Origin of the sequence: Cyanobium sp. Candia 9D4, assembly GCF_024346155.1 — a bacterium.
In the GTDB taxonomy this organism is placed as follows: domain Bacteria; phylum Cyanobacteriota; class Cyanobacteriia; order PCC-6307; family Cyanobiaceae; genus Cyanobium; species Cyanobium minutissimum.
In genome coordinates, this window is record NZ_JAGQCK010000002.1 from 213,509 (window position 1) to 230,204 (window position 16,696).

Annotated in this window: 12 protein-coding genes; 7 read left to right on the plus strand and 5 right to left on the minus strand. The window is 67.6% G+C overall.

Annotated elements, in window-relative coordinates:
- Positions 1–44: 44 nt before the first annotated feature.
- Positions 45–1,676 carry an autotransporter outer membrane beta-barrel domain-containing protein gene (locus KBZ08_RS05665; protein WP_254971996.1) on the minus strand — a complete coding sequence of 544 codons (1,632 nt, stop codon included), beginning with the start codon at positions 1,674–1,676 and terminating at the stop codon, positions 45–47.
- Between the two features lie 257 nt (positions 1,677–1,933).
- Between KBZ08_RS05665 and KBZ08_RS05670 the strand changes: the two genes are divergently transcribed.
- From KBZ08_RS05670 to KBZ08_RS05690, 5 genes are read left to right on the plus strand one after another with little or no spacing between them, the layout of a single operon-like run.
- A complete protein-coding gene (locus tag KBZ08_RS05670) occupies positions 1,934–2,887 on the plus strand; it encodes a helix-turn-helix domain-containing protein (RefSeq protein WP_254971997.1) in 954 nt (317 codons plus the stop codon).
- A gap of 38 nt (positions 2,888–2,925) precedes the next feature.
- On the plus strand, positions 2,926–3,480 hold the full coding sequence (locus tag KBZ08_RS05675) for a DUF4334 domain-containing protein (RefSeq protein ID WP_254971998.1): 555 nt from the start codon (positions 2,926–2,928) through the stop codon (positions 3,478–3,480).
- 37 nt (positions 3,481–3,517) lie between these two features.
- A complete protein-coding gene (locus KBZ08_RS05680; RefSeq protein WP_254971999.1) occupies positions 3,518–4,453 on the plus strand; it encodes an oxidoreductase in 936 nt (311 codons plus the stop codon).
- A gap of 51 nt (positions 4,454–4,504) precedes the next feature.
- Complete coding sequence (gene uvrA / locus KBZ08_RS05685) at positions 4,505–7,531, plus strand: excinuclease ABC subunit UvrA (protein WP_254972000.1); 3,027 nt, start codon at positions 4,505–4,507, stop codon at positions 7,529–7,531.
- Between the two features lie 3 nt (positions 7,532–7,534).
- Entirely contained in the window at positions 7,535–8,029 is a 495-nt protein-coding gene (locus KBZ08_RS05690; protein ID WP_254972001.1) for a TerB family tellurite resistance protein, read from the plus strand.
- 4 nt (positions 8,030–8,033) lie between these two features.
- On the opposite strand, the gene KBZ08_RS05695 is transcribed toward KBZ08_RS05690, so the two are convergent.
- Together KBZ08_RS05695 and purT are read right to left on the minus strand one after the other, a co-directional pair.
- Complete coding sequence (locus KBZ08_RS05695) at positions 8,034–8,963, minus strand: LCP family protein (RefSeq protein ID WP_254972002.1); 930 nt, start codon at positions 8,961–8,963, stop codon at positions 8,034–8,036.
- A gap of 135 nt (positions 8,964–9,098) precedes the next feature.
- Positions 9,099–10,304, minus strand: coding sequence for a formate-dependent phosphoribosylglycinamide formyltransferase (gene purT, locus KBZ08_RS05700; protein ID WP_254972003.1), 1,206 nt, complete (start codon positions 10,302–10,304; stop codon positions 9,099–9,101).
- A 61-nt stretch (positions 10,305–10,365) separates the two neighbouring features.
- Between purT and KBZ08_RS05705 the strand changes: the two genes are divergently transcribed.
- Complete coding sequence (locus KBZ08_RS05705) at positions 10,366–10,572, plus strand: 5'-phosphoribosylglycinamide transformylase (RefSeq protein WP_106222278.1); 207 nt, start codon at positions 10,366–10,368, stop codon at positions 10,570–10,572.
- A 12-nt stretch (positions 10,573–10,584) separates the two neighbouring features.
- On the opposite strand, the gene KBZ08_RS05710 is transcribed toward KBZ08_RS05705, so the two are convergent.
- Positions 10,585–10,833 (minus strand): hypothetical protein, encoded by a 249-nt coding sequence (locus KBZ08_RS05710; RefSeq protein WP_106222280.1) that lies wholly within the window; start codon positions 10,831–10,833, stop codon positions 10,585–10,587.
- Positions 10,834–11,190: 357 nt separating this feature from the next.
- Here KBZ08_RS05710 and KBZ08_RS05715 point away from each other — a divergent pair, with 357 nt between their 5' ends.
- Positions 11,191–15,597, plus strand: a complete 4,407-nt coding sequence (locus KBZ08_RS05715; RefSeq protein ID WP_254972004.1) for an autotransporter domain-containing protein — start codon at positions 11,191–11,193, stop codon at positions 15,595–15,597.
- A gap of 21 nt (positions 15,598–15,618) precedes the next feature.
- Here the strand turns inward: KBZ08_RS05715 and mraY are convergent, their stop codons facing one another.
- Positions 15,619–16,695 (minus strand): phospho-N-acetylmuramoyl-pentapeptide-transferase, encoded by a 1,077-nt coding sequence (gene mraY / locus KBZ08_RS05720; RefSeq protein ID WP_254972005.1) that lies wholly within the window; start codon positions 16,693–16,695, stop codon positions 15,619–15,621.
- Between the last annotated feature and the right edge of the window lies 1 nt (position 16,696).

Sequence of the window (16,696 nt, forward strand, 5' to 3'; positions counted from 1 at the left end):
TTCAGGCTAGGAGCGCGCTGGGCCCGTGCCGCCCGCGTCGCCCCTCAGGGGGAAACGGCGCCGCCCTCGCCGGCAGGCGCTCCCCCGAACCGCCACCGCACACCACCCCCATAGGAGATCTCGTTGCCGTTGCTCCAGAAGGAGCCGCCCACATCGGCGTACAGCGACAGGCTTTCTGACGCTTCGTACTCGACATTCAGGCCCACATCCAGGGCACTGGCGCCGCGGTTCTGACCCAGGAGGGTGAGCGATCCGGGTTCCGGAACCTGGGCGAAGGAGGCCGTGAGCTGGTGCTCCTCGTCGGCGTTTCCCATCACGTCGTACGCGTAACCGATGCTGAGTCGTGGAATCAGCCGCGACTGCTTCGACAGCCTGATCGGCACTTCCAGGGTTCCCCCGAGGCCCAGCACGAGCGAATCGGCCGTGTGACTGTTGACCGCCAGATTCAGGGAATCGGCGCCGGTTTCGTTGATGGCACCCTGGCTGTATCTGGCGTAGGACACGAGAGCCCGCGGCTTGAGCCGGATGGCGTCGCGCTGGGGGGCCGGTGGGCTGTCACGGTCACCGGCGGCGGGCTTGGCGGGGTTCAGAACCCAGTCGTATTCCGACGTCAGGGCCAGGGTGAGGCCGTTGCCGGCCCAGCGCGCCTGGGCGGTGCGATCAATCGTTCCGAACTGAATCGGACGATTGGATCGGTTCTGGAAACTGCTGTACCCGGCCAGGGCGGCAATCTTCCAGGCCGGTCCAGGGGAGTAGAGGCCATAGACGGCCCCTGAGTAGGTGTCCGCATCGATGCGGACGTTGCTGAACTGGTAGTTGGAAAGCCCGCTGGTTCCGTAGCCGAAGACGCCACCCACCCGCCAGTCGCTGGAGAGCCGGTACTCCAGCCCGTAGGTGGACTGGAAGATCCTGTAATCCAGCGAGGCCAGGCCGCCGGTGCCCCTCAGTGACGCCTGGGTGTTGGAGGCCTCCAGCATCAGGGCCCAGCGGCGGCTGTCACCCTCGGAGCCGAAGGACAGCTTCCGGGTGGACAGGGCCAGGTCCAGGGCGTCCCGGCGGAAGCGCTCCAGGGTCTCCAGCCCGATCGACACCTGGCTGGCGTAGGGCTCGGCGATCACCTGCTGGAAGGACTGGTTGACCGCCGCCTGGGTGGGAAGCGCGTTCACCGCCGCCAGCACCCCATTGAAGTCGGCATTGCTGGTGGCTCCGATCACCGTCGGCACACCCGCCGAGCCCGTGACGACATAGGCGGCCACGCCCTGGCCGAGCCCCGCGGCGGCGGGCTGCTGGGGGCCAGGGGAATTGGCCAGGATGCTGGAGGCGGCGCTGCTGACGTTCGGATTCTGGGATGTGGGGACAGCCTGATAGTTGAGGATCAGAAGATCGGTCGTTCGGCCGATGCAGCGTGTGCCTGCATTGGCCCCATCCCAGTAGCAGAGATCCCAGGTGCCGCGCACCTGAAGGGGCCTGTAGCCATAGGCAGCCCCAAGCGGGGACTGCAGCAGGGCCGCCGCGGCATCGGCGTTCGGCTGACTTCCCCACCAGGCCGTGCTCTTCACCCTGGGATCGATGCCCGACGGCAGATCCGGTGCCTGGAAGAAATCGAAGTCGATCTGATACTGAACGCCATTGGCGCCGATGGTTGTGGTGGTGTCAGCCCTGGCAGGCAAGCCCATGCCGGCCAGCGGAAGGATGCTCAGCAGGCCATGAACAATCCATGGGGAAATCCCCAGCATCTTGCCGAGCATGACATCCGTAACCACCGCGAGAAACTCTATCGAGAGGACACTGGATGGACAGGAATGTAACGGAGTTCTGTTTCCTTCTCATGGCTAAATGTGGATGCCGATGTGAGAAAAACGCAAGTTTCATCATGGGCAAGCGGGACGCCCTGGGCTGGTCGCTGTAGAACGGAGTCATCTGCACCAGCGCCTTGGCCGGTCTGCAACCGCGGCAGCTGCTGGAGGCACCGGGTCTGCACACGGTTCTGCACACCGGGGCGTTCGGCCGGTGGGACAGCCTGGTGGCCCGCACCCTTGGCCATCACCGCAGCCGGCTGTTGCCCGGCTCGCCGCCGTTCGAGGCCCAGATCCGCTGCGGCGCCGTGGAGGAGTTCCAGGTGCTGCTGCTGCGCGGTTGCGGCCGGCTGGAACTGGAGCGGGAGCAGTGCGGCCACGGGGTGCTCTGGATCCCGCTCCAGGGGCTGACCCAGGAGTGGGTCAACGGTGTCGAGCGGGTGGCGGAACCGGGCATGGCCCTGCTGTTCCGCCCCGGGGATGCCATGCGGGGGTGCACCAGCGATGCCATCACCGGCCTCTCGATCCTGATTCCCGAGTCCTGTCTCCGGGGTGCAATGGCGCCTTCTCCCCTGCTCGACCAGGGCCACGCCAGCCGGCAGCTGATCGCGGCCGGGCTTCAGCTGGCCCGGGCCGCCGCCTGGGAGCTGGGGGGCTCGGAGCATGCCGCCGCGGCCCTGGCGGAGGCCCTGCAGCAGTGGGGCCACCCCCTCGACCGTGACCGGGGTCCTGAACGCATCACGGCCCGGCGCCGACGCCAGGCCGTGGCTGAGGCCCGCGACTGGATGCGGGAGCACCTGGCCCACCGCTTCCGCATCGAGGAGCTGGGCCGGGCCATGGGCCTCTCGGTCCGGACCCTGCAGTACGGCTTCCAGGAGGAACTGGGGCGCTCGCCGATGGCGGAGGCCAGGCGCCTGCGCCTCTCCCGTCTGCGCCAGCTTCTGCTGGAGTCCGGCCAGGACCACCGCAGCATCGCCGAGCTGATGCAGGCCGCCGGACTCCTGGCCTGCGGCGCCACTGCCGCGGACTACCGCAGCCGCTGGGGCGAATCGCTGCGCTGCACCCGTCGGCGACGGAGCCTGGAGCCGTGATGCCGGAACCCGCCATCAGTCCGCCCTCCGCAGCCCCGATGACCACGGAGGGGGCCTTTGCCCGCTTCGATGCCCTGCCGGCGGTGGAGATCGACGACCTGCTGGGGGCCTGGAGGGGGGAGAGCGTCCCCACCGGTCATCCGCTCGACGGTGCCCTGGAGGCCTTGCACTGGCATGGGAAGCGTTTCGACAGCGCCGAGGAGGTCCATCCGCTGGTGTTCCGCAGCCTCGGCGGCGGCCGCACCTGCCTGGAGCCGAGGGCCATGGGGCCCGGGCTGCGCCTCAGCGGGCGCGTGCCGATCCCGACCTCGCCGCTGGCCGGCCGCCTGTTCCAGCTGCTGCTGCCCCTGCTCAGCACCCGCCGCTCCCGGGCCCGGCTGCGGATGACCCGCTACCGCGGTGTTGTGAGCGCGACCATGCAGTACGACCACCTCCCCATCAACGATGTCTTCCGCAAGGTGGACGACGACACCGTGCTGGGGGTGATGGACCTCAAGGGCATGGAGACGCCCTTTTTCTTCCTGCTGCGCCGGGAAGGACCGCAGCCGTCACATTCCGTTACGATTTCAGCGGCGAAGGCCGTCTCCGGCTGATGGCTCTCCCCCGAACGCTTCTCGCTTCCTGATCACCATGCGCTGGACCGTCGCCGACATCCCTGACCAGTCCGGCCGCATCGCCCTGGTCACCGGGGCCAACAGTGGCCTTGGCCTGGAAACCGCCCGGGCCCTGGCGGCCCGGGGCGCCACCGTGCTGCTGGCCTGCCGTTCCCTCGCCAGGGCGGAGCAGGCCCGCGAGCAGCTGCTCACCGCCGCAGCCTCCACCGGCGCCCTCGACCTGCTGCCCCTGGATCTGGCCGATCTGGCCAGCGTGGCCGCCGCCGCCGCCACCGTCGCCGAGCGCTACGGCCGCCTCGACCTGCTGATCAACAACGCCGGCGTCATGGCGCCGCCCCGGACCCTCACCCGCCAGGGTTTCGAGCTCCAGTTCGGCACCAACCACCTGGGCCACGTCGCCCTCACCCTCGCCCTGCTGCCCCTGCTGCGCGACCGGCCCGGCGCCCGGGTGGTCACCGTCACCTCCGGGGCCCAGTACTTCGGTCGCATCGCCTTCGACGATCTCCAGGGCGAGCGCCGCTACGACCGCTGGCGGGCCTACGGCCAGAGCAAGCTGGCCAATGTGATGTTCGCCCTGGAGCTGCAGCGGCGCCTCGCCGAGCAGGGCAGCCCCGTCCTGTCGCTGGCGGCCCACCCCGGCTTCGCCCGCACCAACCTCCAGCCCGCCTCGATCGCCGCCACCGGCTCCTGGATCGAGCCCCTGGCCTACCGGCTGATGGATCCGCTGTTCCAGAGCGCCGCCATGGGGGCCCTGCCCCAGCTGTTCGCCGCAACGGCCCCCGAGGCCAGGCCGGGTGGCCACTACGGCCCCGACCAGTGGGGCGGCCTGCGGGGCTGGCCCACGGAGGTGCGCATCGCCCCGGCCGCCCTCGATGCCGACCAGTGCCGGCGCCTCTGGGACGTGAGCCTGGAGCTCTGCGCCGCCGCCGCCCCCTTGCCGGCCCTGGCCTGAGCCTGTCCCAGGGCCATCCCCCGTAGACTCATCGGCTGCCGACCGCCCCCCATGCCCCGTGCCCGCGTCGGATCCTCCAGCAAGAGCGCGGCTCCCGGCAACGGCACCTCCGGCAAGCTCCCGGAGGATGCCGCCCCCTCTCCCGACATCGCCCTGCGCACCCTCACCGGCGGCAGCCTCGAGGACGTGATCCGGGTCCGCGGGGCCCGGCAGCACAACCTGCGCAACGTCGATCTCACCATCCCGCGCAACCGGATGGTGGTGTTCACCGGCGTGAGCGGCAGCGGCAAGAGCTCCCTCGCCTTCGACACGATCTTCGCCGAGGGCCAGCGGCGCTACGTGGAGAGCCTCTCCGCCTACGCCCGCCAGTTCCTCGGCCAGGTGGACAAGCCGGACGTGGATGCGATCGAGGGGCTCTCGCCCGCCATCTCGATCGACCAGAAGTCCACCAGCCACAACCCCCGCTCCACCGTCGGCACGGTCACGGAGATCCAGGACTATCTGCGCCTCCTCTACGGCCGCGCCGGCGAACCCCACTGCCCCCAGTGCGACCGCTCGATCAAGCCCCAGTCCATCGATGAGATGGTGGACCAGATCCTCACCCTGCCGGAGGGCACCCGCTACCAGCTGCTGGCGCCGGTGGTGCGGGGCAAGAAGGGCACCCACGTGAAGCTGCTGGCCGGCCTGGTGGCCGAGGGCTTCGCCCGGGTGCGGATCAACGGCGAGGTGCGCGAGCTGGCCGACAACATCGAGCTCGACAAGAACCACGCCCACCACATCGAGGTGGTGGTCGACCGGCTGGTGGCCCGCGAGGGCATCAACGAGCGGCTCACCGATTCCCTGCGCACCGCCCTCAAGCGGGGCGAGGGCCTGGCCCTGGTGGAGGTGGTGCCCAAGGCCGACGAACCCCTGCCCGAGGGGGTGGAGCGCGAGCGGCTCTACTCCGAGAACTTCGCCTGCCCCGTGCACGGGGCGGTGATGGAAGAGCTCTCGCCCCGCCTGTTCTCCTTCAACAGCCCCTACGGCGCCTGCCCCGACTGCCACGGCATCGGCCACCTGCGCAAGTTCACGGTGGAGCGGGTGGTGCCCGATCCCTCCCTGCCGGTGTACGCCGCCATCGCCCCCTGGAGCGACAAGGAGAACAGCTACTACTTCTCCCTGCTGTTCAGCGTCGGCGAGGCCTTCGGCTTCGAACTCAAGACCCCCTGGAATCAGCTCACCGACGCCCAGCGCACGGTGCTGCTGCACGGCAGCCAGGAGCCGATCGCCATCAAGGCCGACAGCCGCTACCGCAAGAGCGAGGGCTATGTGCGGCCCTTCGAGGGGATCCTGCCGATCCTGGAGCGCCAGCTGCGCGATGCCAGCGGCGAATCCATGCGCCAGAAGCTGGAGAAGTACCTGGAGCTGGTGCCCTGCGCCAGCTGCCACGGCCTGCGGCTGCGCCCCGAAGCCCTGGCGGTGCGGGTGGGCCCCTATGCCATCCATGAACTCACCGCTGTGAGCGTGGCCGACAGCCTGGAGCGGATCGAGGCCCTGATGGGGGTGGGTGCCCATGAAGGGGCCGAGCCCCTGCTCAGCAGCCGCCAGATCCAGATCGGCGACCTGGTGCTGCGGGAGATCCGCATGCGGCTGAAGTTCCTGCTCGATGTCGGCCTGGATTACCTGAGCCTGGATCGGCCCGCCATGACCCTCTCCGGCGGGGAGGCCCAGCGGATCCGCCTGGCCACCCAGATCGGTGCCGGCCTCACCGGCGTTCTGTACGTGCTCGACGAGCCCAGCATCGGCCTGCACCAGCGCGACAACGACCGCCTGCTGGCCACCCTCACCAAGCTGCGCGACCTGGGCAACACCCTGATCGTGGTGGAGCACGACGAGGACACGATCCGCGCCGCCGATTACCTGGTGGACATCGGTCCCGGCGCCGGCGTCCATGGCGGCCACATCGTGGCCGAGGGCACCCTCGAGAACCTGCTGGCCGCCGAGGCTTCCCTCACCGGGGCCTACCTGAGCGGTCGCCGCTCCATCCCCACCCCCGCCGAGCGCCGCGATGCCGGCAGCCGCCGGCTCACCCTGGTGAACTGCAGCCGCAACAACCTCCAGGGCATCGACGTGGAGATCCCCCTCGGCCGGCTGGTGTGCGTCACCGGGGTGAGCGGCAGCGGCAAGAGCACCCTGGTGAACGAGCTGCTGCACCCGGCCCTCGAGAACCGCCTCGGCATGAAGGTGCCCTTTCCCACCGGACTCGAGGAGCTGCGGGGCATCAAGGCGATCGACAAGGTCATCGTCATCGACCAGTCGCCGATCGGCCGCACCCCCCGCTCCAACCCCGCCACCTACACCGGCGCCTTCGATCCCATCCGCCAGGTGTTCGCCGCCACGGTGGAGGCCAAGGCCCGCGGCTACCAGGTGGGCCAGTTCAGCTTCAACGTCAAGGGCGGCCGCTGTGAGGCCTGCAGCGGCCAGGGGGTGAACGTGATCGAGATGAACTTCCTCCCCGACGTCTATGTCCAGTGCGACGTCTGCAAGGGGGCCCGCTACAACCGCGAGACCCTGCAGGTGACCTTCCGGGGCCACACCATCGCCGATGTGCTGGAGATGACGGTGGAGCAGGCCGCCGAGGTGTTCGCCGCCATCCCCCAGGCCGGTGACCGCCTCAGCACCCTGGTGGACGTGGGCCTCGGCTACATCAAGCTGGGCCAGCCCGCCCCCACCCTCTCCGGCGGTGAAGCCCAGCGGGTGAAGCTGGCCACCGAGCTCTCCCGCCGCGCCACCGGCAAGACCCTCTACCTGATCGACGAACCCACCACGGGCCTGAGCTTCTACGACGTCCACAAGCTGATGGATGTGATGCAGCGTCTGGTGGACAAGGGCAATTCGATCCTGGTGATCGAGCACAACCTGGATGTGATCCGCTGCGCCGACTGGCTGGTCGACCTGGGGCCGGAGGGCGGTGACAAGGGGGGCCAGATCGTGGCCGTCGGCACCCCCGAAACCGTGGCCGAGAACCCTGCCAGCCACACCGGCCGCTACCTGCGGCACGTGCTGGAGCAGCATCCCCCCATCCCCCTCGCGGCCTGACCCATGGCTGAATTCACCCCCGCCCAGGCGGCCCTGCTGCGCATCGTCTGCACCGTCGCCTGGGCCGACGGCGAATGCTCCAAGGCGGAGCGGGAGCTGCTGGCCGAACAGATGGCCACCCAGCTGCACGGCGGCAGCCCCGAGAGCTTCGGCGACGCGCAGCTGGAGGCCTTCCTGGCCGAGCGGCTGCCGGTCTCCGGCCTGGACGACCTGGTCACCCAGCTCCCGGGCTCCGACGACCGCCACCTGGCGCTGAAGCTCAGCTACATGATGGTGCGGGTGGGGCGGCGTTCCCCGGCGGAGCCCAGCATCAACGCCCAGGAACGGGTGGCCTACCGCCACCTGGTGGAGCTGCTGGGCCTGGAGGACGCCAGGATCCAGGAGATCGAGTGGGCGGCGGAGGCCGACCTGCCGAAAAAGGAGGGGCTGGCCCAGCTGCTGGCCGAGCTCACCGCCGGCTGGCGCAGCCCGGATGACGGCCGGGGCCCGGCCGCCTGAGGCCTCAGGGCAGGGGCTCCTCGCCGCTGCCGCCGGGGTAGGCCTGGTTGCTGTCGGGCATCCAGTAGCTGAGGTCGTTGTGCCAGTAGAGCCGGCCGGGCACCCGCTGGGTGCTCAGCTTGGTCTTGCCGAGGGCGGACATCAGCTGGGTCATCTCGATCGGCGAGAGGTCGGTGACCATGTCGTTGCCGGCGATCTCCAGCAGGGCCGGCAGCTTGGCGATCGTGGCCGGCTGGGCCAGTTTGCTGAACACCTGGGCCATCACCAGCCGCTGGCGCTCCATCCGGCCCAGGTCGCCCCGCTCGTCGTGACGGAAGCGCAGGAACCCCTCCAGTTCCTTGCCCTTCAGCAGCTGCTTGCCGGGATAGAGGTCGATGTAGAGGCCCTGGGCGTTGTCGACGTAGTACATGCGCTTGGGCACATCCACCTCGACGCCTCCGAGGGCTTCGGCCACCTTGTTGACGGCGTCGAGGTTCACCTTGAGGTAGCGCTCCACCGGGGTGCCCAGCAGGGTGCCCACCTCCGCCTTGGCGGTCTGGATGCCGCCGAGGGCGAACAGGGAGTTGGCCTTCACCACCCCCAGATGGGGCGATTCGATGAACGTGTCCCGCGGCACCTGGGTGATGTGGGTGATGTCGCCATCGAGCCGCACGGTGAACATGACGTCAGTGTTCTCACCGACGGCATCGCGGCCGAGCACGAGGATCGGCCGGTTGTCGATCGTGAGGGGATTCAGCACCGCGCCGATGCCGCGCGAACTGGGAATCAGGCCCGCCAGGAAGGGGGCGATCCGGGCCGGCAGGGGGCCCGCCATCAAGGCTCCGACGGCGACACCGATGCCGAAGGTGACCAGGGGCCGACGCCGGGAACGCTGCGGGGCCGGGGGCCGCTGCTTCGGATCGGGCCGGGCGCCGGTCTTCTCCGGCAGCGCCACCGCCCCGAGTTCCCGCTTCTGCCGGGTCTTCCGGGAGCGAGCGAGCCTCGAGGGGGAATGGGCCTGATTCATTGTGCTACCTGCAGGCGCGCACCATAGGGCTCAAAGCGGCGAAAATCCAGTGGTGGCGACGGTTTATCGGCTGGTCTGCACCTGCACGAGGGCCGCAGCCCCGTCGGCGCGCCGGCGGGCGTCCGCCTCATCGTCGCCGCGGGCCAGGGCCACCCCCAGGCGCCGCCAGGGCCGGGCCTCCGGTTTGCCGAAGATCAGCACCTGGGTGTCCGGCACCGCCAGGGCCTGCTCCAGCCCCCGGTAGGTGGGGCTTCCGGCACCCGGTGGCACGTCCGCTCCGGCCAGGATCACCCGTGAGGCCGCCGCTCCGAGGCTGCGGATCTCCGGAATCGGCAGCCCCAGCACCGCCCGCAGGTGCAGCTCGAATTCGCTCAGGTTCTGGCCCACCAGCGTCACCAGGCCGGTGTCGTGGGGCCGCGGCGACAGCTCGGAAAACACCACCTCCTCGGCGCCGGGCTCGCCGCAGAGGAAGAACTCCACCCCGAACAGGCCGGCGCCGCCCAGGTCGTCGGTGACGGCCTTCGCCATCGCCTGGGCCGCCGCCAGCTGCTCCTCCCCCAGCCGGGCCGGTTGCCAGCTGCACTGGTAGTCGCCCCGTTCCTGGATGTGGCCGATCGGCGGGCAGAACAGGGTGGGCCCCTGCCACTGGCGCACCGTCAGCAGGGTGATCTCCAGGCCGAAGCGCAGGAACTCCTCCATGATGACCCGCGCCCCCTCCCCGCGCGCCCCGGCCATGGCCGCCTCCCAGGCGGCTTCGATCCCCTCGGGGCCGTCCACGACGCTCTGCCCCTTGCCCGAGGAGCTCATCACCGGCTTCACCACCACCGGCCAGCCCAGGGGCGCCGCCGCCGCCGCCAGTTCGTCGGCGCTTTCGGCATAGGCGAAGCGGGCGGTGCGCAGCCCCAGCCCGCCGGCGGCCAGGTCCCGGATGCGGTCGCGATTCATCGTCACCGCCGTGGCCCGGGCGGTGGGAATCACCGTGAGACCCTCCGCCTCCAGTTCGGCCAGGGCATCCACCGCCAGGGCCTCGATCTCCGGAATCACCACGTCGGGCTGATGGCGCCGCACCACTGCCTTGAGGGCCTCGGGGTCGGCCATGGCCACCACCTCGCTCACCTGCGCCACCGCCATGGCGGGGGCACCGGCGTAGCGGTCGACAGCGATGACGCGGCAGCCGAGCCGCTGGGCGGCGATGGCCACCTCCTTGCCCAGTTCGCCGCTGCCCAGCAGCATCACCGTCCGCGGGAAGGGGGAAGGGCCTGGTGCCATGGCTGCGGTGCGGATCAGGCGATCCTGACGCGGCACCTGCCCCTTCCCCTAACGTGCCGCGATGCCCGCGGCTCTCCCCTTGCTCCCCCAGAGCTTCGGCCCCCTGGCCCCCCGAACCCTCGCCTTCAGCACCGCCGGTGACGCGGCCAACGGGCTGCTGCCCTTCGGCTGGAACGTGACCGACTTCCAGACCTGGACGCTGGTCTACCTCGGGGTGTCGTCCCTGGCGTTCGTGCTGGTGTGGCTGGTGGGATACCTGCGCCGCTGAGGGGCCCCGCCCTCAGGCGCCGGACTCGTCCAGCAGGGTGAGCTGGCTTTCGGCCGATTCCTCGCTGACGAAGCCGTAGGCCCCGAACACCGCCGGATCGGGGTGGGTGATGCGCTGCCCCTCCGGGTGACGCTCCACCTTGAAGCCCTCATCGGCCATGCGGCGCATCAGGGCGGCCGCCTCCTCAAAGCGCGCCGCCATGGCCTCCAGGCTGGCGCAGTCGGCGGTGAGACCCGTTTCCTTCCAGGTGAAGTAGGCCATGGTGGTGACGTCCTGAAAAGGATTCGTTCTTAAAAGGATCTTGGACCAAGTTTAGTTCGAGCCGAACGGCTGGTGTGTCGGTGGTGTGTGTCGATTGATGGAGCTTCCCTTGTGGGGGAAAAACCAGTCGACCGTGAGCTAGATCGCCAGATCCCTGCAGGACATTCTTCAGCCACGGGTGGCCTGATCCTTTGCCGATCTGTTGGCCGTGATCCGCACCCCCGCCACCTGGCAGTCCCTTCATCAAGGCACTAGATTTCGCGCCGAAAAAAGTTTTGAGCCTTCTTCCGGTGCCATCACGCTCGTCGCCAAACGCCGATCTGTTCGGTCAACCGAGTTCCAGCGATTGATCGTTCGATGCTGTTCCAGGAGCTTCCGTCAACAGACGATGAGTGTGGCGGCAGGCCACGGGCGCGGATGGTCCCCTGTGGCCGCTGGCGCGCTCAGTTCCACGTCAGCGGCAGCGTTGCAGTCCTGCCCCTGGCTCTGTTGGCCGGGGGGGTCATCGGCGCGACCAGCGCTTCCGCACAGGTTGTCAACACCGGCACGTTGACCGGGACCGCGGGGACAGCCGGTGCGGCGGGTCTGCCGGGCACCACCGGCCCGGCCGGTTCCAACGGCAACGAGGGAGGGGCCGGTGGTCCCGGCGGCAACGGCAGCCTGGGTGCTGCCGGCGGCGCCGGTGGAGATGGTCAGACGGGTGCCAACACGTCCATCACAAATTCCAGATCCATTAATGGCGGCAGTGGTGGGACTGGCGGCGCCGGCGGCGACGGCGGCACCGGTGGTGTGGCCAGTGGCGCAGGTGGTTTTGGTGGCACCGGTGGGATCGGCGGCCGCGGTAACGACGGGGGCGCTGGCGGCAATGGCGGGGCTGGCGTCTCCGGGACCGGCCTCCTGATCGAGAACACAGGAAGCATCACAGGCGGCGCAGGAGCTGGCGGAGGGGCTGGCGGCTCTGGTGGCCGCGGTGGCAGCGGCGGCCAGGGCACGCCTCCGGCCATTCGGGGCGGCGCTGGTGGCAACGGCGGCGTCGGTGGCAACGGTGGCGCAGGCGGCAATGGCGGGGCTGGTGTCTCCGGCTCCGATCTCTCGATCAACAACACAGGAACCATCACGGGCGGCGCTGGCGGCGCTGGCGGCGTTGGCCGCGCTGGCGGTGCTGGTGGCAGCGGCGGGTCTGGCCCCACGAATGGATCAAGCGGCTCCTCGGGGGGTGCGGGTGTTGCTGGCGCCAGAGGGATTGGCGCGGCTGGCATCTCCCTGACGGGGGGCACGAACACGATCACCAACGGATCCAGTGCAACGATCCGGGGCGGGAGCGGGGGCACAGGTGGTGACGGCATCAACCTGAGCGGCGGCACGACCGCAATCACCAACCTTGGCACCATTGTTCGTGGCGTGGCCTTCACGAGCTACAGCGTCCGGCTGAGCGGGGATGCGCGTGTCAGTGTGCTGACCAATGCGCAGGCCAGCTCCCCGCTGACCTACTTCGGAGCGTTGCCGGGCACCTACAACGTGGTTGTCCAGTCACTTTCAAACCGGGGCAGACTTTCGGTGTTCGAGCCATCTGGAACGATGACCTTCGGCATCGATCCATCGTCAAGTCTTGCTGTCAATCGCTATACGAATATCCTCACCGGTGTGGCCGCTTCTGCCATCACGAATGAAGACACGCAGTTTGCATTCGGTCTGTTGTCGTGGCGCCTCAGCGCCGGATCGGAAACGAATAGCTGGGATCTGATCGTCTCTACAAAGATCAATCCCAGCCAAACGTATCATGAGGCGAGCCAACTCGGGGCTGGCCTGCTGCCGGATTTTGAGAGCGGCACGCTGAGGGTGGACCAGGCCAACGGCAGTTACGCGCAGAACTTCACACTCGACTCCTCATCCACCAACCGGATCGATCAGTACGGAAACGCGGCCACCTTCTCTGGGGTGTTCTCCGACGCCGTCGCCGGAACGGCGGGCAATCTGGCCATTGTCAATTCTGCTTCGGGCGGTCGAACCACCTTCACGGGCGCGAATACCTTCACCGGCACCACGACGATCGAGAACGGCGCGACGCTGGAGATCGGCAATGGCGGCACCACCGGCTCCATCAGCAACGCATCCAATATCATCAACAACGCAAGTCTTGTCTTCAATCGTAGCAACGACTATACCTACACCGGTGTTGTATCAGGAACTGGGCGCCTGATCCAATCTGGTGGTGGTGTCCTGAACTTGAATGGCATCAATCTCTATACTGGCAGTACCACGGTTGCCGCTGGAAGCGGCTTGGCGGTGAATGGTTCCATCGCCGCTTCTTCTGGGTTAACCGTGAATGCCGGTGCCACGATTAAGGGTACTGGAACGTTGCCTGCCACGTCGGTGCTTTCTGGGGGTATTCTTGCCCCCGGAAATTCCATTGGCACGCTCACTTTCAATGGCGACCTCAGCTTAAGTAGTGGATCAATCAGTAGCTTCGAGGTTGGAGTAGCCAGTGCAGACCAGGTGGTATCCACTGGATCTATCGCCCTGGGAGGAACACTGAATCTCAATTTTGGAAACTTCGATGGCGCGCCACTATCGAGCTATACCTTATTCTCCGCGCCAACGATTAGCTCTCAATTCTCATCGATCAATGCGACCGGCCTTTCGTCGTTCTTCAGCTACGGAATCCAATACACCGGTAATAGCGTGCTCCTTTCGGTGTTGCGGGGTATGGCCACCGGGACAACAACCGACATTACCAATGTCAACAGCACGATCTTTTCGGGTGGCACGTTGGTTGTGAATAGTCCAGGCCTGTATACGCAGAATTGGTTGCTTGGAGCCGAGGCCACAAGCACGGTTGACCTCGATGGCAATCGCTCCGTGTTCAGCGGGATCTTCTCTGATTTAACTCCAGGTCAGGCTGGGAGTATCACGTTCTCTAATCCCGGGTTTCTCTCTCTTACGGGCAATAGCACCTACACAGGTTCAACAACGGTTGCCAACGGCGCCACGCTATCGGTCAACGGGTCCATTGCTTCATCCTCCGAGTTGACCGTCCAGCCAGGCAGCACCATTGGTGGTTCCGGCAGCTTGCCTCAAACCAACCTGGTTGCAGGAGCCCAGATTTCGCCTGGCAATTCGATCGGCACGATCACGGCGGCGGGTCTCCGTCTGAACGGCGGCACCATCAACGCTGAAATCCAAGGCCCCCAGAACGACAAGATCAGCGTGATCGGTGACGTGACCAACGTCACCGGCAGTGTCAATCTGATGGCCTATGGCGGCGGCAGCCCCTGGCCGAACTTCAGTTACAACATCATCACAGCCGGCAATGGCTTTGCAACAAGCAACAGCCTCACACTCAATCCGTCCGGTATCAGCAGTGCCCTCCTGACTTACGGCACCAACCTGGTTCAAGAAGTGGATGGCAATGCGTCCACCTTCGATGTGCAGTGGCAACCCAGGAATGGCTCCGGGGCTACCGCTTCGGCACTCTCCAGCTTGGGCAAGGGTCAGCGGAATCAGTTGGCCATGGCGGGTGCCTTTGACCGTGTCTTCGCCTACCTGGCTACGGCGGCTGGCAACCAACCGGGAACCACCACAGGTGCCAATGCCACAGGGACTGCGATCGGTACGACGGGGTTCACATCAGGGCAGGCTGCGGCAGCGGGTGTCAGCAGTGACTTCCTCACCGCCACCTCCGAGCTCCTGGGCTTGACTTCAGGCAGTCAGCTTGCGGCGGCGATTGACTCTCTCTCACCGGAGCCCTATGCGGCTTACCAGGCTGTTGGCCTGGCGACCCTCAAGCGTCAGCGCGAGCTGTTGTTTTCGCTCGCTGGCAACTGCCAGAGCCATGGCTGGTTGATCAACGGCCCGGAGACCAGGAATGGGCAAGCCCCAGAACGTCCCGTGTGTGTCTTTGCTCAAGCCTCGAATACGACAAGCAGCATCAGGGGGCAGGAGGGTCTTTCCTCCTATGACGCTGGCATTTTTTCCTCCGTTTTTGGTCTGGAGTATGCGCTTTCCAGGCAGTGGAGTGTTGGCGCTGCCTACGGCTATGGAACCTCCAATCTCGATGACATGAGTCTGACGTCGGCCAATGTCAGCGCCGATGTCAATGGTGGTGCCTTCTACGCCGTCTATCGACCCACGGAGCGGTGGACCATCAAGGGTTTGCTCGGCTACAGCAGCTTTGCTGTCGACGGCAGCCGCAACGTGGCCTCCATCGGAAATGGCTCAACGATCCATGGGGCCACCGCTGCCAAGGGCTACACCGCGGCGATCCATGCCTCCTACGACATCCTCATCAACGCCGGCCAGGGGAATGGATCGATGCGGCTCAAACCCATTGCTGGTCTGGCCTGGGGCGGCTACCAGCAGAATGGGTTCACTGAATCGGATGGTGGGGCGCTGAACCTCCGTGTTGACGGCAATACGGCCAGCAGTCTGGTGGCCACCCTTGGGATGGAGTTGGCGTTCAGCCCCATCGCCTTGAGTCAGGACAAGGTTCAGAGCATCACACCCCGGTTGGCGGTGGCGTATCAGCTCGATGCACTGGCCAACAGCACTGGAAACAAGTCACTCAACGCAACCTTCGTTGCGGCGCCGAGTGCGGGCTCCTTCTCCACCCAGGGCGAAAACGGAGGGGCCAATGCCCTCACCGTTACCGGTGGTGTTGATGTTCAGCTTGCCAGGAATGCTTCTCTGTATGCAACGGTGAACTATCAAGTGGAATCCAACGGCAGTCAATTCGGCTACGGAGGCGGACTGAGGATTCAGTTCTAAACATCATGCGGTGGCAGGGGCTCAAGGCAGCAGCACCAGCCCCACCAGCACCAGGATCAGGCTGGCGCCCCACAGCCCCAGCACCACCTGCTGCTCCGCCATCCCACCGAGTTCGAAATGGTGGTGCAGCGGCGCCATGCGGAACAGGCGCCGCCCCTGGCCGTCGGGGCCCTTGGTGGCCTTGAACACCCCCACCTGCAGGATCACCGAGAGGGATTCGGCCAGGAACACCCCGCCCATCAGCAGCAGGGGCCAGAGGCTGTCCGTGAGCAGCGCCACCGAGGAGAGGGCCGCCCCCATGGCCAGGGAGCCCGTGTCGCCCATGAACACCCGCGCCGGGTGGCGGTTCTGGCTGAGGAAGCCGAGCCAGCAGCCCGCCATGGCGGTGCAGAAGGCGGCCAGCACCGGATCGCCCCCGTGCCCCCGCAGCATCAGCTGCAGCCCCATGCCGGTGAACACCACGGCGCCGCAGCCGGCGGCCAGGCCATCGAGCCCATCGGTGAGGTTCGTGGCGTTGCTCTCGGCCAGGAACACGAACAGGGCCAGGGGCCAGATCAGCAGCCCGAGGGTCAGCACCCGGCCGAAGGGCAGCCCCAGATCGCCGGGCACCCCGCCCCCCAGCCAGCCGCCCTGGTGGGCCCAGACCAGGAAGCCGACGGCGGCCAGGGCCTGGAGCAGCAGCTTGCCCCGGGGGCTCAGGCCCGTGTTGGTGCGCCGGGTGAGGCTGCGCCAGTCATCGACGGCGCCGATCGCCATGTAGGCCAGGGTGACCGCCGCCACCGCCAGCGGGCGGGGATCCTCCGGGCTGATCAGCCCCCCCACCAGCACCCCCACGGGGACCACCAGCAGGCCCCCCATGGTGGGGGTGCCCGCCTTGCTGTGGTGGGCCTGGGGCCCCTCATCACGGATCACCTGGCCGAGCTTCAGGGCCCGCAGCCGCGGCACCCCGAGGGCCGCCACCCCGGCGCTGACCAGGGCCGCCACCACCAGCGGCAGGGTCAGCATGGAATTGGCCACCAAGGTATCGCTGGCCAGGCAGGCGCCCAGCAGGATCAGGGCGAGCAGGGCCGCAGGGAGGCGGCCGTCGCGGGAGGCCATC